Raw genomic sequence first — 19,514 nt, 5'->3', positions numbered from 1 at the left:
GGCGATGGCGACCAGCTGTCAATCGCGCCGGCCGCCGAAATGTTGGCTAGTCCGTTGCTTTTCCGGGGAATTCGGTTTCAGTCGCCCATATCCAGGGTCGGCTGGCCACCCAGTGGACGGCCACCACCGCCCATGCGGGCGCCGACCCGGCGCGCGGCGTCCGTGCCACGCTTCACGACCGTACCGACGCCAGGACTCGGCAGCGACGGCCGGACGACCCACAGCACCACCAGGGCCGCCACGGCACCGACGGTGGCCGGCAGCAGGGCGACGGCACCCGCCACCAGGCCCGACACCAGGGTCAGGTCGAACAGCATGCCGTGGCGGGCCGGGGTCACCATGTGGGACAGCAACACCCCGACACCGATGACCAACACCCAGACGCCCCATTGGCGGGGGGCTGCCACCGACAGCAGGAAACCGGCGATGGCCAGCATGACCAGGGTGCCGTCCAGACTGGCGGAGGTCAGGTCCCACAGTCCGGCGGCGGCACCGAAGCCCGCGGCCGTCAGGGGCATGAAGACAGTCTTGAGCAACATGGCGACACGCTTATCCCGAACTGAAGGACCGGCCCGGACCCCCTACCCCGAAAGACAATTGTCCTAGGGGGGAAGGCGTCCGGCGATGGTTCTATTCAACACCGGGATTGCGGCGGAAGGCGGGCAAGCCCGGGGCCGGGAGGGGGCGATTGTCGCGCGACACACTTGCGCAGGCCACGCAAACGGCGCCCTTGAACAAGATCAGGCATCGCCCACCACCCTTGTCATAACTCTTCCGGGTCGGTGGGATAGGCGTCGCCGCCCTTCACCACATACCCCCGCTCGGGCGGGAAGCGCTGCAGCGTCTTGGCCAGCGCCAGCTTGGCATTGACCGCCCAGACCAGATAGCGGCGGCCCACGCGCCAGGACGACACCACCGTTTCCGGCGCGCCGCGCGACAGGGTCTGGAAGTTGGAATGGCTGATGGACACCAGGAAGGCGCTGTCCTTGGGCATGCGCCGCTCGTCATAGACGTAAAGCAGCGCCTCATCCGCCCGCCGCACCTCCGCCAGCTTGTCATGCTCGGTGACGCTGGTGCGCAACTCCTCCAGCTCCGCCGCCATCTTGCGCTCCTCGCGCTTGAGGTCGAGCGTCAGCTTGGCCTTGGCGCGCACCGCCACGAACAGTTCCTCCACTTGGCGGCGGCGGGCCTGGGTGTCACGGCGCATGCGGCGGATGCGCCGTGCGGTGGAACTGGCGACCTGACCGGCCGCGGTCACGCCCGCGGCAATGCCGAACAGCAGGGCGAAACTCATCCCCGCCCCCTAGCGCCGGCCGCCGGGCGGCGCGGTATCGGCCTCCGCCAGATGGTCGTCGGCATCGTGCGCCCCGTCATCCTCGTGGTGACCGTCCTGCGACGGTTCCCGAATCTCCAGGATATGGAAACCCATGGAATGCGGGTAGTAACTCTCCACCAGGGTCTTGGCGTCGTTGGCGTTGGGGGCCCAGGCGTGCACGTTCTGCACCCGCGCCCAGCCGCGCGACAGGCCGATGACATCCTTCTGTTCCAGAACGGAGCGCTGGACGTGCCGGTTGATGACGGCGGCCACGAAGTGCCGGGCCGGGCGGCCAGGGCGCAGGAAGGCGTCCTCCTCCCCCAGCACGCGGATCAGCTGGTCGCGCTTGGACTCCAGGTCCGCCACCTTGCGGGTGGACATATAGTTCTGGCGGCGGGCGGATTTCAGCGTGTTGTCCAGCCGCGCCACGCGCGGCATGATCTTGGCCCCGCGATCCTCGAACTTGTGGTGCAGGACGTTGGCCTCGTGGAAACGTTCGTCCACCCGGTCCACGCCCTCGGCACGGTGCAGGTGGCGTTCGACCAGATGCGAGGCGGCAAGGGCGACGAGGTAGGACAACCCCGCCACCATGACAAACACCGCCACCGCCGTCAGCAGATCGCTCATGATCCCTTTTCGGTCCGCCGCATGCCGGGCATGATCACCCCCTCACAAGGCAATGCCGACGGCACCGCGCTGTCAAGCAGCGGAACTGCCGGCAACCCATTAGCATTACCTGTTCATTAACATACGATTAGCTTTAACTGAACTGTGGCAGTAGGTCACCGATGACAACCGAGGGTCCCAGCATGACCGCCCGCCTCGACGTCCGGCTGGTTCCGGCACTCAGCGACAACTACATCCACCTGGTGCGCGACGCCGCCACCGGCACCGTCGCCGTGGTCGACCCGTCGGAAGCGGCCCCCGTCATCGCAGCACTGGACCGCCTGGGCTGGGACCTGGACCTGATCCTCAGCACCCACCATCACGGCGACCATGTCGGCGGCAACCTGGACCTGAAGGCCCGCTACGGCGCCGCCGTCATCGGCCCCGCCGCCGACCGCGACCGCATCCCCGGCATCGACCATGCCATCGCGGACGGCGATGTGTTCCAGGTGGGGGCCGCCCCCTTCATCGGCATCGACGTGCCGGGCCACACGCGCGGCCACATCGCCTATCATGGGCCCGAGGACGCGGCGCTGTTCAGCGGCGACACACTGTTCTCCATGGGCTGCGGCCGCCTGTTCGAGGGCACGGCCGGCCAGATGTGGCACTCCCTGAGCCGCCTGCGCGCCCTGCCCGACGCGACATCCATCTATTGCGGCCACGAATACACCGCCGGCAACGGCCGCTTCGCCCTGACGCTGGAACCCGACAACGCGGCGCTGGTGGCGCGCATGGTGGCGGTGGATGCGCTGCGGGCCGAAGGTCACCCCACCCTGCCCATCGACCTGGGCACGGAGAAGGCCACCAACCCCTTCCTGCGCGCCGACCTGGCCGTGCTGGCCCGGGCGGTGGACCTGCCCGGGGGCGATCCGGTGACGGTGTTCGCCGAAATCCGCCGCCGGAAAGACAATTTCCGGGGATAAAAACCCATTATCCGGCATATGCCGGACCGCCTGAGCCTGGAAGCCCGACCCACCATGAAACTGTTCTACAGCCAGACCTCACCCTTCGTGCGCAAGGTGCTGATGGTGGCGCATGAGCGCGGGCTGTTCCCCCGCCTTGAACTCACACCCACCGACATCTGGTCGCCGGAAACGGTGGTGCCCACCCTGAACCCGCTGGGCAAGATACCGACCCTGGTCACCGACGACGGCCTGACCCTGTTCGACAGCCCGGTCATCGCCGAATATCTGGACAGCCTGGGTGAGGCCGGTGGCGCCCTGTTCCCCGTAGCCGGCCACGCCCGCTGGCTGGCGCTGCGCCAGCAGGCCATCGCCGACGGCATCTGCGACGCCGCCATCCTGCGCCGGATGGAGGGTTTGCGGCCGGAGAACCTGCGCTCCGCCAACTGGATCGACCGCCAGCGCCAGGCCATGATGCGGGCGGTGGACCTGCTGGAGTCCGAGACGGAATTGCTGGAGGGCCAGACCATCGGCACGCTGTCGGTCACCGTGGCCCTGGCCTATCTGGACTTCCGCTGGGGTTGCGACCACTGGCGCGAAGGCCGGCCCAATCTCGCCGCCTGGTTCGAACGCGCATCGGACAGCGGCAGCTTCCGCCAGACCGTGCCGCCCCGGGGATAAGCATCCATGGACGCCGACCGCATCATCGCCCTGCTGGGCCTGCAACCCCACCCCGAGGGCGGGCATTACTTCGAGACCTACCGCCACATCCCCGAGGGCGGCGGGCGCGGCGCCTCCACCGCCATCTATTTCCTGCTGAAGGCGGGGGAGCGGTCGCACTGGCACCGGGTGCGCGACGCGGATGAGGTCTGGCATTGGCATGCCGGCGCGCCCTTGCGCCTGTCCATCTCCGCCGACGGCCTCACCGCCGCCGACCTGGTCCTGGGCGCGGATCTGGCCGCCGGCCAGCGGCCCCAGGGCGTGGTGCCGGCCGACCAGTGGCAGGCGGCGGAATCCCTGGGCGACTGGACGCTGGTGGGCTGCACCGTGGCCCCGGCGTTCGAGTTCCAGGCGTTCGAGATGGCGCCGGCGGGCTGGGCGCCCGGCCCCGATGGCGGCCCTGCATAAGCTCGGTTTGCAATCGGGGCGCGTTTGCCCGATAAACGCCGCCAAAGCGGCCCCTTACTCCAGGTTATTCCCATGGGATTCAATTGCGGCATCGTCGGCCTGCCCAACGTCGGCAAGTCGACCCTGTTCAACGCGCTGACCAGCACGGCGGCGGCGGAAGCGGCCAACTACCCCTTCTGCACCATCGAGCCCAACGTGGGCCGCGTCGGCGTGCCCGACCCGCGCCTGGACAAGCTGGCGGCCATCGCCAAGTCGCAGAAGACCGTGCCCACCCAGCTGGAATTCGTGGACATCGCCGGATTGGTGCGCGGCGCCTCCAAGGGTGAAGGCCTGGGCAACCAGTTCCTGGCCAACATCCGCGAGGTCGACGCCATCGTCCACGTGCTGCGCTGCTTCGAAGACGGCGACATCACCCACGTGGAAGGCTCCATCCACCCCACCCGCGACGCGGAGACGGTGGAGACGGAGCTGATGCTGGCCGACATGGACAGCCTGGAAAAGCGCCTGCCCGCCCTGCAGAAGAAGGCCAAGGGCGGCGACAAGGAATCCAAGATCGTCGCCGACCTGATCGAGCGCGCCCTGGTGGCGCTGCGCGACGGCAAGCCTGCGCGCACGGTCGCGGTGTCGGAGGAGGAGCGCGGCCTGTGGCGCCAGCTGGCGCTGCTGACGGGCAAGCCCGTGCTGTACGTCTGCAACGTGGAAGAGGCGTCCGCCGCCACCGGCAACAGCCTGTCGGCCCAGGTGGCCGAGATGGCCAAGGCCCAGGGTGCGGTATCGGTCGTCATCTCCGCCGCCATCGAGTCCGAGCTGTCGCAGCTGGGCGATGAGGACAAGGCCGAGTACCTGTCCTCGCTGGGGCTGGAGGAGCCGGGCCTGAACCGCCTGATCCGCGCCGGCTACGGCCTGCTGAACCTGCTGACCTTCTTCACCGTCGGGCCGAAGGAGGCACGCGCCTGGACCGTGCGCCGTGGTGCCAAGGCCCCCGAGGCCGCCGGCGCCATCCACACCGACTTCGAACGCGGCTTCATCAAGGCCGAAACCGTGGACTTCGACAGCTACATCGCCTTCGGCGGCGAAACCGGTGCCAAGGACAACGGCAAGCTGCGCATCGAAGGCAAGGAATACGTCGTCCATGACGGCGACATCTTCCACTTCCGGTTCAACGTCTGAGCCATTGTTCCGGTAACGGAATGAAGAAAGGGCGGCCTCAGCGGGCCGCCCTTTTTGTTTCAGCGCTCGCTGTCCAGGGTCGCCATGCCGTGGGCGGGGTAGCGATCGCCGGCGGCACTGTCCTTGGGCACGGCCTGTTCGATGGCGGCCAGGTCCGCCGCCGTCAGGGTCACGTCCAGGGCGCCCAGCGCCTCCGCCAGGCGATCGCGGCGGCGGGCGCCGATCAGGGGGATGAGATCATTCCCCTGGGCCAGCACCCAGGCGATGGCGATCTGCGCCACGCTGACGCCCTTGGCCTCGGCCACCCGGCGCAACGCCTCCACCAGGGTGAGGTTGTGGTCCAGGTTGTCACCCTGGAAGCGCGGGCTGTGGGCGCGGAAGTCCGCCCCCTGGCCCTGGCCCTTGGCCCAATGACCGCTGATCAGGCCACGGCTCAGCACGCCATAGGCGGTGATGGCGATGCCCAGGTCGCGGCAGGTGGGCAGGATGTCGCGCTCAATCCCACGGGAGATCAGGGAGTATTCGATCTGCAGGTCGACGATCGGATGCACCGCCGCCGCCCGGCGCAGGGTTTCGGACCCCACCTCCGACAGGCCGATGTGGCGGACATAGCCGGCCTTCACCATGTCGGCAATGGCACCCACCGTGTCCTCGATCGGCACATTCGCGTCCAGGCGGGCCGGGCGATAAACGTCGATATGATCCACCCGCAGGCGCTGCAACGTGTAGGCCAGGCTGTTCTTCACCGCCGCCGGGCTGCCGTCGAAGCCCAGCCAGCCGCCGGCCGGGTCGCGCAGGGCACCGAACTTCACGCTGATCTGCACGTCGTCACGCTTGTGGCCCTTGCGGAACGCTGGATCGGCCAGGAAATCGCCGATCAGCATCTCATTATGGCCCATGCCATAGAAGTCGCCGGTGTCCAGCAGGACGATGCCGGCATCCACCGCCGCCTGCAGGGTGGCCAGGCTTTCCGCCCGGTCGCTGGGCCCATACATGCCGGACATGCCCATGCAGCCCAGGCCCAGGGCGGAGGTGGCGGGGCCTTTGGCGCCCAAGGTACGCTGCAACATCGCTTTTCTCCGAAAAGGGGACGGCGCCCCAGGGGGATGACAAGGCGGACTATGCCGCCTTTGGCCCCGCGTGATAATCTGGACTATCCTCAATGAACTGTTCGATAAATCGAACAATGGATGCCGCATGCCCGCGCCCAACCTGGCCGACCTGGACCTGTTCCTGGCGGTGGCCCGCCACCGCAGCTTCCGCAACGCCGCCCGGGAACGGGGCGTGGCCCCCTCCACCCTCAGCCTGGCGCTGAAGCGGTTGGAGGAGGATCTGGGCGTGCGCCTGCTGAACCGCACCACGCGCAGCGTCACGCCGACGGAGGCCGGCCAGCGCCTGGTGGCCCGCCTGGCGCCGGTGTTTTCGGAGGTGGCGGAATCGCTGGACGAGGTCAACAGCTTCCGCGACACACCCACCGGCGTGCTGCGCCTGAACGTGCCCATCGTCGTCTCCTGGCTGATCCTGGCGCCGCTGGTGCCCCGCTTCCTGGCGGAATACCCCGGCATCACGCTGGAGGTGATCGAGAACAACGCCCTGATCGACGTCTTCGCGGAGGGCTTCGACGCCGGCATCCGATATGGCGAGGCGCTGGCCCAGGACGTGGTGGCCGTACCCATCAGCCCGCCGCAACGCTATGTCCTGGCCGGCTCACCAGACCTGGTGGCGCGCGAGGGCCCGCCCCAGCACCCCCGCGACCTGGTCGGCCGCCCCTGCATCCGCCACCGCTTCGCCGACCGCGCCCCCCTGGCCTGGGAGTTCGAGAAGGACGGCGAAACGGTGCGGGTGGTGCCCGACGGCCGCCTGGTCGCCAACAGCGTACAGATCGCCGTCAGTGCGGCGGAGGCCGGCCTGGGCTGGTACTGCACCTTTGAAGGCTTCATGGCGCCCTCGCTGGCGGCCGGACAGCTGGTGCCGGTGCTGGAAGACTGGCTGCCCCCCTTCCCCGGCCCCTATCTCTATTACCCCAGCCGCCGCCACGTGCCGGCCCCTTTGCGCGCCTTCATCGACTTCATGAAGCGGAACTACGCCAACGACACGAGGCCCTGACCGGTGTCGCTGGCGCCCGGCGACTGAGGGCGCTTTATGCAGCGGAGGTGGACGGCCGGTAACGCGCCGGCGTCACACCCAGCCGGCGGCGAAAGGCGCTGACGAAGGCGCTGGTGCTGGTGTAGCCGACCTCCAGCCCTGCTTGCGTTACCGACAGGCCGGTGCCCAGCAGGCTGGCGGCGTGCAGCAGGCGCAATTGCTGGCGCCATTCGCCGAACCTCAGGCCCGTCTCCGCCTTGAACAGCCGTTGCAGGGTGCGGGCGCTGGCGCCCACCGCCTGGCCCAGCACCTCAAGCTCCGCCTCATCCGCCGGATCCTGGCGCAACCGGTCCGCCACCGCGCACGCCCGGCGGTCGCGCGGCCAGGTCAGCGACAGGGGCAGGCGGTCGGCCGCCGCCAGCCGGTCATGGAACACCCCGGCCAGGCGCACATGGTCCGGCCGGTCGGCGCGCAGCATGCCCTCGGCCACGATATGCAGGATCAACTCACGCAACAGCGGCGCCACCGCCATCACCTGGCAAACCAAAGGCAGCCCCTCATCCTGCCCCGGTGCCAGGTACAGCGTGCGCATGGCCACGCCACCGCGCATCTCCACCCCGTGCGGCGTGCCGGGCGGTAGCCAGACGGCCTGGGCCGGCGGTACCAGCCAGGCGACCTCGCCCGCCGTCACCCGCATGACGCCACGGGCGGCAAACAGCAGTTGACCCCAACCGTGGCTATGGCGGTGCAGGCGGTGGCCATCATCAAACGTCAGGGCCAGGCTGCGGATCAGGAAGGCATCGGGCATATTGGCGCCCAAAGGTTGGCGTCTTTACGACAAGGATCGTCATCCTAGCGCAAGACGGCCAGGGGTGCATGGGGCATGCTGGCAGCCATCTTCCACCCCTGATGGAGCGACGCCCGTGCCCAACCATCTGCGTTTCTTCGCCATCCACGCCGACGATGTGGAGCGCGCCAAGGCCTTTTACGAGGCGGTGTTCGATTGGCGCATCAGCCCCTGGGGCCCCCCGGGCTTTTACCTGATCCAGACCGGGCCGGACGATGACAAGGGCGTGGGCGGCGCCCTGCAACAACGGCATGAGCCCCTGGCCGGCACCGGCATGCAGGGTTTCGAATGCACCGTCGGCGTGGACGACCTGGACGCCATCATCGCCAAGGTGACGGCCCATGGCGGCGCCGTCACCCTGCAGCCCTACACCATCGACGGCGTGGGCCGCCTGATCTACCTGCGGGACACGGAGGGCAACCGGGTCGGCGCCATGCAGTACGATCCGGCCTACGCCGCCCAGTTCTTCTGACACCCTACCAGCTGCTGTCGCCGCCGCCGCTGCCGCTGTCCGAGCTACTACCGCTGTCGAAGCTGCTGGAGGAAGAACCGCCGTCGCTGGACCCGCCCCAGCCGTCATTGCCGGATGAGGCGGAGCCGCTGTCGAAGCCGCTGTCGCGCGATGGGCGGCGGTCGTCCTCATAAACCCGGTTCTCCGTGACGTTGTTGATCACCGTCTCATGCACCACGGTGTCATGGCCGCGGCCACCGGCCATCAGCTCGCCCGCCAGCACGCCGGTGAAGAAACCGGCACCGCTGTTCTCCTGCACCACCACGGGGGCGTAACCCGGCGCATAACCGGACGCGTAGCCGGGGCCCGGCTGCGGCGCATAAGGCGGCGGGCCGCCGGCCGGCGCGTACCGGGGGCCACCCGAATATCCCGGCGCGGCGTTGGGCCGGCGGAACACCAGATAGACGACCAGCGCCGCCAGCAACAGGCCACCCACCAGCAGGGCGATGGTCATGCCATGGCTGGAGGATTCCTTGGGCACCGGGGCCGGCGGGTGGCTGACGGTGGTGGTGGTCTGGGTCACATGCTGGGGGGCGGGCACCGGGGCGACGGCCGGTTTCTGGAAGGATTCCTCCCGTTCCAGCCGCTGCTGGAAAGCCTGGGGCGTGGCGGCGAAATGCAGGCTGGGGTCGATCTTGCGGGCCAGTTCCAGTTCGCCGACGGCGTCCTGGTGCCGGCCTTCCATGCCCAGCACCTCCCCCAGCTCATAATGCGCGCGGGCGCTGTCGCCATGGTCGCGGATGGCCTGGCGCAGCATGCCCTCCGCCCCGGTCAGGTCGCCCGTGTCCACGGCGTGCTTCACCTGCTCCGGCGTGGGTGCCGCCAGCGCCGGATGGGCCCCGGCCAGCAACACGCCCATTAAAATACCATTTACCTTCAATGCCTTAATGAAAGCGCTCATCATATGCTCCCCGCGATGGTCCTGGGTTGGACCTGCGGGCGGCATGGTAGCGGCGGCGGCCGGCACCCGTATAGGACCACTTCCGATCCTGCCTGAAAGGCCCCTGCGGCACCCCGCCGCAGCTCGGCCGGAACCGCTCAGAACCCGGCGTCCGGCTGGGCCAGATAGTCCAGTTCCTCCGCCGTGCAGGTCCGGCCCAGGGCGGCGTTGCGGTGGGGGAAGCGGCCGAAGCGGCGGATGACCGCGCGGTGGCGCTCGGCATAATCCAGCCGCTCGCCCTGGCCGATTCGTTCCGCCACCAGGGCGACGCAGCAGTCCTGCAGCACGATTTCCTCCGCATGTTCGAACGGCAGGTAGAAGAACAGGCGGCGGTCGCCCTCCGGCTGTTCCAGATCCTGGGCCCGCGCCACCGCGCGCCGTGCCAGGTCCTGCGCACGCTCGTCGGTGGCGAAGGCGCGGGGGGCGCTGCGGAACAGGTTGCGCGGCACCTGGTCCAGCAGGATCAGCAGGGCCAGCGCGCCGTCCGACGTCTGGCCCCAGGCATCCAGGGTTCCGGCGGCCGCCAGTTCATAGGCGCCGGCCAGCCGATCGTGCACCAGCACGTCCACCTCGGCACCGCCGCCGAACCAGTCCTCCGGCGTCAATTCATCGAACCAGAACCGCAGCACATCAGCGATCGTCGGCGTGTTCACCACCTTGGTCATATTCCACTTCTCGCACCTTCTCTCGCGCCTTGCCGGACTGGCAACTTTCCGACTTATCGCTATCGATACGTGTATCGCTGTAAAAAATTTACGCTAGAGTTTCAGGGCGTCGCCAGGGGGGGTGGCGCCAAACCAGCGGGGGCAGAATGCCTGATACCTTAGATGCGTCCAACACCACGCCCGCCGTGGAAGGCGGGGTTCACCTCTTCCGGTTCCACGGCCGGGGGGCCGAGTATTTTTCCATCTGGATCGTCAATCTGCTGCTGACCATCGTCACCCTGGGCGTCTATTCGCCCTGGGCGAAGGTGCGCACCGAGCGCTATTTTCATGAGGCAACGGAATTGGCCGGCGCGCGTTTCGGCTATCACGCCCGGCCGCTGTCCATCCTGATCGGGCGCGCCATCGTGCTGGCCCTGTTCGTGCCCTATCTGATCCTGGTGCGGCTGCAATCGCCCTTCGCCGCCCTCTTCGCCCTGCTGCTGGCGATGGCCAGCCCCTGGCTGGTGGTCAAGGCCCTGCGCTTTCGCCTGCGCGTCACCTCCTACCGGGGGGTGCGTTTCAGCTTTTCGCATGAGCGGGGCGTGATGGCCGGCGCCTACATCCGCTTCCTGGGCCTGCCCATCCTGGGCGGCGTCTCGCTGGGCCTGCTGTTCCCCTATGTCATCCACCAGCAGTACCGCTGGATGGTGGACAACAGCCGCTTCGGCGCCACACCCATGCGCATGACGCCAGCGGTGGGCCGCTTCTACCTGCTGTGCGTGGCGATGGTCGCCGCCTTCATCGTGTTCGGCGGTGCCATCGCCGCCATCTTCGTTCCCGTGATGCAGGCCGAGAAGACGGGTGTGGAGCCCTCGCTGGCCGCCGACGCGATGCTCCTCCTCCTGCCCGTCCTCTATGCCGCCCTGATCCTGACGGCCGTCACCATCGGCCTGAAGCTGTTGCAGACGGCGGTGGAGCGCACCACGCTGGGCGACGTCACCTTCACCACCGGTTGGCGGGTCCTGCCCTACGTCTGGCTGCAGTTCAGCAACTTCGTGCTGCTGGCCGTCACCCTGGGCTTCGCCTACCCGTGGGTCCGGTGCCGCAAGGCGCGGTATATCCTGGAGCACATGGCCGTGCGGGCACCCACGGGCCTGGACCACTTCGTGGCGGGGGCGACGGATGAGACCGGGGCCTTCGGCGACCAGGCGGCGTCCTTCTTCGACATCGACCTCGGGATCGGGTTTTGACGCCTGCTCCCACGCCTGATACCGGCTGGCCGGGGCGGCTGTTCAGCCCCGGCCAGTCGCGCGCCGTCGGCGTCACCGCCCGCGCGGCGTCCGGCGACCTGGTGCTGGAGGCCGCCGACGGTGCGACACGGACGGAGGCCGGCCCCACCGTCGAGATCGTGCCGCCCATCGGCGGCGATTACTGGCGCTTCACCCTGGCCAATGGCGACAGTCTGGAGGTCATCGGCGGCGGCACCCTGGCGGCGGCGCTGGGCCACGCCCCCGGCCTGCTGAACCGGCTGGAGCGATCCTGGCGCCTGGCCCTGGCCTCCATCCCCGTACTGGTGGGCGTGGCCGCGGCCTGCTGGTACTGGGGCGTGCCCTTCCTGGCCGACCGCGCGGCGGAGCATGTGCCGCCCTGGGTGGAACACAAGATCACCGACGCCGCCCTGGACCTGGTGCTGCGCCAGGGTGAGGAGGACACCAAGATCGACCCCGCCCGCCGCCAGGCGCTGACCGCCATCCTGGCGGATATGACCGGCCCGGCGGCGGATGGCAACACCTATACCCTGCATTTCCTGGACGCGCCCGTCATCGGCCCCAACGCCTTCGCCCTGCCCGGCGGCGACATCATCGTCACCGACCAGTTGCTGGCCATCCTGGACGACCAGGAGGTGGCGGCCGTGCTGGCGCATGAGGTCGGGCACGTGCGCCACCGCCACGGACTGCGCCTGACCTTGCGGGCCAGCGGCCTGTCGCTGCTGGCTGCGTTGACCCTGGGCGACGCCAGCACCAGCGCACATTTCCTGGTTGCGGCCCCAGTGCTGCTGCTGAACCTGCGCTTCACCCGTGCGTTCGAGGCGGAGGCCGACGGTGATGCCCTGGCCTGGCTATCCCGGGACGGCCGCAGCCCCTGCACCTTCGCCCGCGCCCTGCGCAAGATCGTGGATAGCCCGGAAGTGAAGCGCATGGCCGAGGTCACCGGCCACATGCCCGGGTGGCTGGCCACCCACCCGGTGACGGAGGAACGCTTGCGCCCCTTCGACGCCGCCTGCGGTTTGAATATTTAGGTTCCCTCAGGCGGCGGGCGCCGACATCCGTCGGCTTGGCCTGATCCTCGGTTTCCAGTCCGCCTACGGCTCCCCAGAAACCTCCGGCGGCCGCGGTCGCGGCCTATCAACAAATCACGACCAAAGAAAAAAGAGCGCCCCGGTCAACCCGGAGCGCCCTTTCAACTCACCGAAGCCATGAACCGCTCAGTGCTGGTCCGCCCATACGGCGCGCTTGGCGGCGTAGAGGATGCCGGCCAGCACCAGCAGGAAGATCATGACCTTCAGGCCCATCTGGTGGCGGGCCTCCAGGTTGGGCTCGGCGGCCCAGGCCAGGAAGGTCACCACGTCCCTGGCCTGCTGGTCCACCGTGGCCTTGGTGCCGTCGGCGAAGGTCACGCCACCGTCCGACAGGGGCGGCGGCATGGCGATGACATGGCCGGGGAAGGCCTTGTTGTAGTTGCCGCCCGACGGCAGGTTGAAGCCGGCGGGGGCCTCCTCGAACCCGGTCAGGATGGCGTAGACATAGTCTTCGCCGCCCTTGCGGGCCTTGACGATCAAGGACAGGTCCGGTGGGGCCTTGCCGCCGTTGGCGGCGGCGGCGGCCTTCTCATTCGCGAAGGGCGCCTTGAACCGGTCGGCCGGCACGCCCTTGCGGGTGAACATCTCACCCTCGTCATTGGGCCCGTCGGTCATGTCGTAGCCGGCGGCGATGGCGGTGATCTCCGCCTCGCTGTACCCCAGGGCGCTGAGGTTGCGGTACGACAGCAGGTTCATGGAATGGCAGGCGGAACAGACTTCCTTGTAGACCTGGAAGCCGCGCTGCAATGCCTTGCGGTCGAAGGTGCCGAAGATGTTGCTGAAGCCGCGGGTCACCGCCCCATGGCTCCATTCCTGCTTCGGATATTCCATCTCTTCCACGGCCATGGCGGGGGCCGCGGCGGCGAAGGTGACGAGACCGGCGAGGATCAGGGACCGAAGACGGCGCATCAGGCTTTCTCCATCGGCTTGGCGGCGACGCCGGAGGCCGTGGCGCCACCGCCCAGAACGGGCTTGGCGATGCTGGCCGGCAGCGGCAGCGGCTTCTCGAACAGGCCGATGAACGGCAGCGACACGAAGAAGCCGAAGTAAACGAGGGTGGCGAACTGGCCGACATAGACCAGCGGAAGCGACAGGCCGCCGAGGTTCCAGGCGGCATCCGCCGTCTGGGCGCCGACATACATCAGCAGGAAGAAGGCGATCAGGAAGGCGAAGATGGCCTTCTTGAACAACGGGCGGAAGCGCGCGCTGCGCACCGGTGAGGTGTCCAGCCAGGGCAGGATGAACAGCACGGCGATGGAACCGAACATGGCGATGACGCCGCCCAGCTTGGCCTCGATCAGCTTCAGGCCCGTGAAGGGGATGGAGATGTCGAAGGTGATGGACTTCAGGATCGCGTAGTAGGGCAGGAAGTACCATTCCGGCACGATGTGCGGCGGCGTCACCATCGGGTTGGCGGGGATGTAGTTGTCCGCCTCACCGAAGAAGTTGGGCGCGTAGAACACGAAGGCCGCGAAGATCAGCAGGTAGACCACCGAACCGAAGCTGTCCTTCACCGTGTAATAGGGGTGGAAGGGCAGCGTGTCCTGCGGGCCCTTGGGCTCCACCCCCAGCGGGTTGTTGGACCCGGTGACGTGCAGCGCCGCCACGTGCAGGAACACCACGGCCGCGATGACGAACGGCAGCAGGTAGTGCAGGGCGAAGAAGCGGTTCAGCGTCGGGTTGTCGACCGAGAAGCCGCCCCACAGCAGGGTCACGATGTCCTGGCCCACCAGCGGCAATGCCGAGAACAGGTTGGTGATGACGGTGGCGCCCCAGAAGCTCATCTGGCCCCACGGCAGCACATAGCCCATGAAGGCGGTGGCCATCATCAGCAGGAAGATCACGACGCCGATCATCCACAGCAGCTCTCGCGGCTTTTTATAGGAACCGTAGTAGAGGCCGCGGAAGATGTGGATATAAACGGCGATGAAGAAGAACGATGCGCCGTTCATGTGGATGTAGCGGATCAGCCAGCCGAAGTTCACGTCGCGCATGATGCGCTCGACGGAATTGAAGGCCAGGCCGGTATTCGGCGTGTAGTGCATGGCCAGGACGATGCCGGAGACGATCATCGTCATCAGCATGACCATGGCGATAGCGCCGAAGTTCCAGAAATAGTTGAAGTTACGCGGGGTTGGGAAAACCCCGTATTCCTTCTGGATCATCGTGAAGATCGGCAGCCGCTGGTCGAGCCAGTTGACCACCGGATTCTTGAAAGACGATGAAGGGCCGTGAGCCATTTCTCGCTCCTTGGGGGTCCGGCTTAGCCGATTCTGATCGAAGTGTCGGTCTTGAAGGCGTAGGTGGGCACTTCAAGATTGCGGGGTGCTGGACCCTTGCGGATACGGCCCGACGTGTCGTAGACCGAACCATGGCAGGGACAGAACCAGCCGCCATATTCACCCCGCGGATCGGAGTTCTTCTGGCCCAGCGGGATGCAGCCCAGGTGCGTGCAGATGCCGACGACGATCAACCATTCCGGCTTCTTGGCGCGCGACGCGTCGGTCTGCGGATCGCGCAGTTCCGAGACGTTCACGTCCGTGGCGGACTTGATTTCCTCAGGCGTGCGGTGGCGGATGAACACCGGCTTGCCGCGCCAGGTCACGGTGATGGACTGGCCCACGGCGACCGGCGTCAGATCGACGTCGGTGCTGGCCAGCGCCAACGTGTCGGCGGCGGGATTCAGGCTGTCGATGAAAGGCCACACCACCGTCGCGGCGCCCACGGCACCGGTCGCGGCGGCGGCCAAGTAAAGGAAGTCGCGACGTGAGGGATCCCCGTCGCCATGTGAGCCGCTCCCCGGCCCGTGCCCGGCCGTTTGGGTCGTGTCCGCCATACCAACTTTCTCCTCGAAGTCAGGGGGCACCCGATAACGCCCCGGCGCCCGCCTCACGAAGGGTTTCCCAATGTTCTTATAGCCTTACCCAAACAGTCGCGGTGTTGCGCCGCGCTGTTTCGGTAAGGTGGAAGACCGATCGTGTGTTCGGTCTTGATGAATCCATATACATGCGCCCCGAAGCGTTGGGAAGCGTATGAATGCACCCACAGCGCTATTCTTAGCTGCATCACCAAAAGGTTAAGTTGCTTAAGCGCTAGTCTTTCCAACCACTTATCGGACTACTTTAATATCGTGCGCCTCGCCCTTTACCAACCGGACATCCCCCAGAACGCCGGCACGCTAATGCGGCTCGGCGCCTGCCTTGGCGTGGGGATAGACCTCATCGAACCCTGCGGATTCGTGCTCGATGATCGACGCCTACGCCGTTCGGGTATGGACTACCTAGAGGGTGTGGATCTCGTTCGGCATACCTCATGGAACGCGTTCCAGGCGGTTCGGCGGGCAGACGGTCAATCCCCCGGGGGCGCCGTGCAGGGTGGTGCGGGGTGCACGCCGCGCCTGCTGCTGCTGACCACCCGGGCCGCGGTGTGCTACACGGAATTCGCCTTCCAGCCCGACGACATCCTGTTGCTGGGCCGGGAATCGGCCGGCGTGCCGGAGGATGTGCACCAGGCGGCGGACGCCCGGCTGGTCATTCCCTTGCGTCCGGGCCAACGCTCGCTCAACGTGGCGGTGGCCGCCGCCATGGTGGTGGGCGAGGCCCTACGCCAGCTGGACGCCTGGCCGCGCTGACCCCACCGGTTCAACGGAAATACCGATCGATGACCGACATCCCCCTCTCCGCCAGCCTGCCGCCCTCCCTCACCGTGGCAGGCGACACCCCGCTGGCGGAGGAGCACCGGGCCCGGGCCGCCGCCTGGTTCCAGGATTTGCGCGACCGTATCTGCGCCGCCTTCGAGGCCATCGAGGATGAGGCGGCCACCCTGCCCCAGTATGGTGAGGGGGCGCCCGGCCGGTTCCAGCGCAAGGCCTGGGACCGCCCGGACGCGTGCGAGGAAAAGGGCGGCGGCGGTGTCATGTCGCTGATGCGCGGCCGGGTTTTCGAGAAGGTCGGCGTCAATATTTCGACGGTTTTCGGCAATTTCTCGGAAGAATTTCGCGCCCAGATCCCAGGGGCCGCCAGCACCGGCCGCTTCTGGGCCAGCGGCGTCAGCCTGGTGGCGCACATGCGCAGTCCCCTGGTGCCGGCGGTGCACATGAACACCCGCCACCTGGTGACGGAGGAGGCCTGGTTCGGCGGCGGCGCCGACCTGACACCCATGTTCACGGACAGTGCCGAGACGGCGGAGGACGCCGCCACCTTCCATGCGGCGCTGAAGGCGGCTTGCGACGCCCACGGCGCCGACTACTACGCCCGCTTCAAGGAATGGTGCGACCGCTACTTCTTCCTGCCCCACCGCAATGAGCCGCGCGGGATCGGCGGCATCTTCTACGACCGGCACGATACCGGTGACTGGGACGCGGACTTCGCCTTCACCCGGGCGGTAGGCCAGGCCTTCCTGGAGGTCTACCCGGCGATCGTGCGCCGCCGCATGGGCCTGGCCTGGACGCCGGCGCAGCGCGACCACCAGCTGGTGCGCCGCGGCCGTTATGTCGAGTTCAACCTGCTGCACGACCGCGGCACGCTGTTCGGCCTGAAGACCGGCGGCAACATCGAAGCCATCCTGATGAGCCTGCCGCCCGAGGTGAAATGGCCGTGAGGCGCCCGGCACCTGTGGGCGCACAAAATAAAGGGGCCCCGGGAGGGGATCCCGGGGCCCGATAAAAAGAGCCGGTCGACGGAAGGGGAAACGGAGGCCGCCATTCCGCCCATCGCACCACACGACTAGCGCGCCGCCGACCGGCTGTACGATGCCTTTTTTGTGGGGGTGGACTCCGCATCGCCCAATCCCCAGGCACCGATAAGGAACTCGAAAACTCTTGAAATCAGGGGGCCTTGCCCGCCCCGCCCTTGGCAGCGTCATGCGCCTTTTCCAGCAAGGGCTTCATCTCTTCCGACAGGGCGACGTCCGCCTGGTCGATCTTCTGGTCGCCGTTCTTGTCGTGGAAACCGAACATGCGCCAGCCCGAGGCCATGAACTCTTCCCGCGACATCTTCTGGTCGCCGTCCAGGTCGATGGCGACGAAGCGGATGTGGGTCTGCTTCAGCTGCAGGGCCTTGCGTTCCGGCGCCACGTTTTCCTTGTTCAGGCGGGCCTCGAACTCACTGGTGTATTCCGCCTCGCTGATCCAGCCGTCGCCGTTGGTGTCCAGCGCCTTGAACTGCTGGTCGCGCACCAATTGGTATTCCTGGGCGGTCACGGTGCCGTCGCTGTTCTGGTCATGCTCCTTGATGAAGGTGGCGATGTCATGCGACGCGGCGCGGGCCACGCCGCCGCCCAGCAGCCCGACGGCCACCAGGGCGGTCGCGGTCAGACGGATGGTGCTGCGGGTGTAGGCCATGGTGGAATTCCTCGAAGTCGAAGTCTGAAGTTTGGCTTTATTGATGGGCCCGGGGACGGGGCGACGCCCCCTGGGCGAACCTGAAGTTTGGTACGGGCGAACTTACTTGGGCACTTCAAAGGTCAGGGCGTAGGTGTAGCTGCGCATCGGCGTCTCCGCCCCGGCGGGGGCTTCGGTGCGATAGCGGCCCATCACCAGGTACAGGCCGGCCTGGTCCGGACGCAGGGTGGCGCGGCCGTCGGCGGCGGTGGTGACGGTCGCCACCCCCTTCTCACCCGCCGGGTCATAGGCGGTGCCGGCGCGGTAAAGCGTCAGCGTCTGCCCGGCCAGCGGCTTGCCGTCGAACAGGGCCTGCACCGCCAGACCGGCCTGGCGGTCGATCTGGTTGGGATGGCTCTGCGGCACGAACTCCAGCCCATGGCCCGTGGGGGCCACAACCTTGGTGCTGGCCGCACCCTTGGTGACATAGGCGTCGGCACGGGTGACGCTCTGGTATTCCTGGACCTCGGCGCCGGCGGGCGGCGTCTTGTCGCCGTTCTCGCCCAGCACCTGCCAACGTCCGTCGATCTTGACCACCTTGCCCTTTTGGCCGAGGCGCTCCCCGGTCGTCAGGCGATAGGTGCCGGCCTCCGGCAGGGCGGCCTCGAACAGGGCCACATCCTTGAGGTAGGTGACCTCCGCCTTGCGTTCCTCACCCGAGGGGGTGACGACGGCGAAGGCGTCGGAGCGCAGGACCACGTCGGGGGTGAAGAAATCCTCGGTGAAGGAGGATTCGACCGTCACATGGTCGCGCTTGGTCACCGTGAACTGGTTGGGCAGGACGTAGGGGGTGTGGGCCTGGACCACCACCGGGGCCGCCACCGTCAGCGCCAGACCGGCGGCCAGGGCGCGTACCGTGCGACCGCCCCGGCGTATGGTGTGGCGCGTGGCCAGCGTCCGTTCCATGTCCCCACTTCCCCAAATTGCGTTCGCTGCTGCGTCGTCGCCGTTTCGGCGTCGCTGCGTTCATCAGCGTGTGGCCTCATGTTTAATGAGAGTCATTCGCATTTGCAAGCGCAAAAACCACGCAAAGGAGAGGAAATGTATGGCACCCTCAAAATGCTACTCTTGAGGGTATATATCGTAGATACGCATCCATGAATATAAGTGGTCCATCGCAGCCCCGTCTGCGTCACAACCCGACCGGAGAAGCGCGATGCCCACGCCCAGCGTCACCTACAACAACATCCTCGCCCCTGGTTCCTTCGTCACCGGCATCCGCCAGGACGGGGGCGATGGCCACCCGGTGCTGATCACCGGCAATTACCCGCCCGCCGGCGGCGGCAAGCCCCAGGCCCTGCTGTACCGGGGGCCGCTCTACCCCACCGACAGTGCCGGCTACGCCTACCTGCCGCCCGCCTTCGCCGGCCAGACCGTCACCACCTCCAGCTTCTACGGCCCCAACACCGCCCTGTTCGACCCATCCCTGGGCCAGGGCAACGTCCGGGCGGTGGGCAGTTACAAGTATGAGGAAAGCGGCAACGGCGACCACGGCATGATCTACCAGGGCGCGCTGGACGGTTCGGGCACCTGGGCGCAGATCGACGTGCCGTCGGGCGCGGCCGGC

The 19,514-nt window shown here is 67.5% G+C and carries 23 protein-coding genes; 11 read left to right on the top strand and 12 right to left on the bottom strand.

Going from position 1 to position 19,514, the window contains the following annotated elements:
- Positions 1–77: 77 nt before the first annotated feature.
- From PW843_11980 to PW843_11970, 3 genes are all read right to left on the bottom strand, one after another.
- The gene (locus PW843_11980; GenBank protein MDE1147320.1) at positions 78–539 is read right to left on the bottom strand and encodes a hypothetical protein; all 462 of its coding nucleotides are present in this window, start codon (positions 537–539) and stop codon (positions 78–80) included.
- Positions 540–763: 224 nt separating this feature from the next.
- Positions 764–1,294 (bottom strand): hypothetical protein, encoded by a 531-nt coding sequence (locus PW843_11975; GenBank protein MDE1147319.1) that lies wholly within the window; start codon positions 1,292–1,294, stop codon positions 764–766.
- Between the two features lie 9 nt (positions 1,295–1,303).
- Entirely contained in the window at positions 1,304–1,942 is a 639-nt protein-coding gene (locus PW843_11970) for a hypothetical protein (GenBank protein ID MDE1147318.1), read from the bottom strand.
- A gap of 182 nt (positions 1,943–2,124) precedes the next feature.
- Between PW843_11970 and gloB the strand changes: the two genes are divergently transcribed.
- The 4 genes from gloB (at position 2,125) to ychF (ending at position 5,181) form a co-directional block, all read left to right on the top strand.
- Complete coding sequence (gloB, locus tag PW843_11965) at positions 2,125–2,904, top strand: hydroxyacylglutathione hydrolase (GenBank protein MDE1147317.1); 780 nt, start codon at positions 2,125–2,127, stop codon at positions 2,902–2,904.
- A gap of 54 nt (positions 2,905–2,958) precedes the next feature.
- A complete protein-coding gene (locus PW843_11960; protein MDE1147316.1) occupies positions 2,959–3,564 on the top strand; it encodes a glutathione S-transferase N-terminal domain-containing protein in 606 nt (201 codons plus the stop codon).
- A 6-nt stretch (positions 3,565–3,570) separates the two neighbouring features.
- Complete coding sequence (locus PW843_11955; GenBank protein MDE1147315.1) at positions 3,571–4,011, top strand: cupin domain-containing protein; 441 nt, start codon at positions 3,571–3,573, stop codon at positions 4,009–4,011.
- A gap of 72 nt (positions 4,012–4,083) precedes the next feature.
- On the top strand, positions 4,084–5,181 hold the full coding sequence (gene ychF, locus PW843_11950) for a redox-regulated ATPase YchF (protein MDE1147314.1): 1,098 nt from the start codon (positions 4,084–4,086) through the stop codon (positions 5,179–5,181).
- A gap of 59 nt (positions 5,182–5,240) precedes the next feature.
- On the opposite strand, the gene PW843_11945 is transcribed toward ychF, so the two are convergent.
- Positions 5,241–6,251: an aldo/keto reductase gene (locus tag PW843_11945; protein MDE1147313.1), complete on the bottom strand. Its 1,011-nt coding sequence runs from the start codon at positions 6,249–6,251 to the stop codon at positions 5,241–5,243.
- A gap of 127 nt (positions 6,252–6,378) precedes the next feature.
- Between PW843_11945 and PW843_11940 the strand changes: the two genes are divergently transcribed.
- Positions 6,379–7,287 (top strand): LysR family transcriptional regulator, encoded by a 909-nt coding sequence (locus tag PW843_11940; GenBank protein ID MDE1147312.1) that lies wholly within the window; start codon positions 6,379–6,381, stop codon positions 7,285–7,287.
- Positions 7,288–7,321: 34 nt separating this feature from the next.
- Here the strand turns inward: PW843_11940 and PW843_11935 are convergent, their stop codons facing one another.
- Complete coding sequence (locus PW843_11935; GenBank protein MDE1147311.1) at positions 7,322–8,074, bottom strand: helix-turn-helix transcriptional regulator; 753 nt, start codon at positions 8,072–8,074, stop codon at positions 7,322–7,324.
- A gap of 115 nt (positions 8,075–8,189) precedes the next feature.
- Here PW843_11935 and PW843_11930 point away from each other — a divergent pair, with 115 nt between their 5' ends.
- Positions 8,190–8,585: a hypothetical protein gene (locus PW843_11930; GenBank protein ID MDE1147310.1), complete on the top strand. Its 396-nt coding sequence runs from the start codon at positions 8,190–8,192 to the stop codon at positions 8,583–8,585.
- A 4-nt stretch (positions 8,586–8,589) separates the two neighbouring features.
- Here PW843_11930 and PW843_11925 read toward each other — a convergent pair whose 3' ends face one another.
- Entirely contained in the window at positions 8,590–9,483 is an 894-nt protein-coding gene (locus PW843_11925; GenBank protein ID MDE1147309.1) for a tetratricopeptide repeat protein, read from the bottom strand.
- Positions 9,484–9,662: 179 nt separating this feature from the next.
- Entirely contained in the window at positions 9,663–10,229 is a 567-nt protein-coding gene (locus PW843_11920; GenBank protein MDE1147308.1) for a DUF924 domain-containing protein, read from the bottom strand.
- Between the two features lie 146 nt (positions 10,230–10,375).
- Here PW843_11920 and PW843_11915 point away from each other — a divergent pair, with 146 nt between their 5' ends.
- Both PW843_11915 and PW843_11910 read left to right on the top strand, forming a co-directional pair.
- Positions 10,376–11,458: a YjgN family protein gene (locus tag PW843_11915; protein ID MDE1147307.1), complete on the top strand. Its 1,083-nt coding sequence runs from the start codon at positions 10,376–10,378 to the stop codon at positions 11,456–11,458.
- Positions 11,455–12,507, top strand: a complete 1,053-nt coding sequence (locus tag PW843_11910; protein MDE1147306.1) for a M48 family metallopeptidase — start codon at positions 11,455–11,457, stop codon at positions 12,505–12,507. The genes PW843_11915 and PW843_11910 overlap by 4 nt, the downstream gene beginning before the upstream one ends.
- 186 nt (positions 12,508–12,693) lie before the next feature.
- Here PW843_11910 and PW843_11905 read toward each other — a convergent pair whose 3' ends face one another.
- The 3 genes from PW843_11905 to petA are packed head-to-tail and all read right to left on the bottom strand — an operon-like array spanning position 12,694 to position 15,403.
- Positions 12,694–13,476 carry a cytochrome c1 gene (locus tag PW843_11905; GenBank protein MDE1147305.1) on the bottom strand — a complete coding sequence of 261 codons (783 nt, stop codon included), beginning with the start codon at positions 13,474–13,476 and terminating at the stop codon, positions 12,694–12,696.
- Positions 13,476–14,807, bottom strand: a complete 1,332-nt coding sequence (locus PW843_11900) for a cytochrome b/b6 (GenBank protein MDE1147304.1) — start codon at positions 14,805–14,807, stop codon at positions 13,476–13,478. The genes PW843_11905 and PW843_11900 overlap by 1 nt, the downstream gene beginning before the upstream one ends.
- Positions 14,808–14,830: 23 nt before the next feature.
- A complete protein-coding gene (gene petA / locus PW843_11895; GenBank protein ID MDE1147303.1) occupies positions 14,831–15,403 on the bottom strand; it encodes a ubiquinol-cytochrome c reductase iron-sulfur subunit in 573 nt (190 codons plus the stop codon).
- Between the two features lie 294 nt (positions 15,404–15,697).
- On the opposite strand from petA, the gene PW843_11890 reads away from it, so the two are divergent.
- Both PW843_11890 and hemF read left to right on the top strand, forming a co-directional pair.
- The gene (locus PW843_11890; GenBank protein MDE1147302.1) at positions 15,698–16,198 is read left to right on the top strand and encodes a tRNA (cytidine(34)-2'-O)-methyltransferase; all 501 of its coding nucleotides are present in this window, start codon (positions 15,698–15,700) and stop codon (positions 16,196–16,198) included.
- Between the two features lie 29 nt (positions 16,199–16,227).
- Positions 16,228–17,166, top strand: a complete 939-nt coding sequence (gene hemF, locus PW843_11885; GenBank protein ID MDE1147301.1) for an oxygen-dependent coproporphyrinogen oxidase — start codon at positions 16,228–16,230, stop codon at positions 17,164–17,166.
- 226 nt (positions 17,167–17,392) lie between these two features.
- Here the strand turns inward: hemF and PW843_11880 are convergent, their stop codons facing one another.
- Together PW843_11880 and PW843_11875 are read right to left on the bottom strand one after the other, a co-directional pair.
- Positions 17,393–17,908 (bottom strand): hypothetical protein, encoded by a 516-nt coding sequence (locus PW843_11880; protein MDE1147300.1) that lies wholly within the window; start codon positions 17,906–17,908, stop codon positions 17,393–17,395.
- 102 nt (positions 17,909–18,010) lie between these two features.
- Complete coding sequence (locus tag PW843_11875) at positions 18,011–18,853, bottom strand: DUF4198 domain-containing protein (protein ID MDE1147299.1); 843 nt, start codon at positions 18,851–18,853, stop codon at positions 18,011–18,013.
- A 250-nt stretch (positions 18,854–19,103) separates the two neighbouring features.
- On the opposite strand from PW843_11875, the gene PW843_11870 reads away from it, so the two are divergent.
- Positions 19,104–19,514: hypothetical protein (locus PW843_11870; protein MDE1147298.1), on the top strand; the 411-nt coding region annotated here is incomplete at its 3' end.

It is taken from the genome of Azospirillaceae bacterium, assembly GCA_028283825.1.
Classification (GTDB): domain Bacteria; phylum Pseudomonadota; class Alphaproteobacteria; order Azospirillales; family Azospirillaceae; genus Nitrospirillum.
Note: the sequence above shows the minus strand (reverse complement) of the source record. Positions and strands in the feature narration are given on the sequence as shown.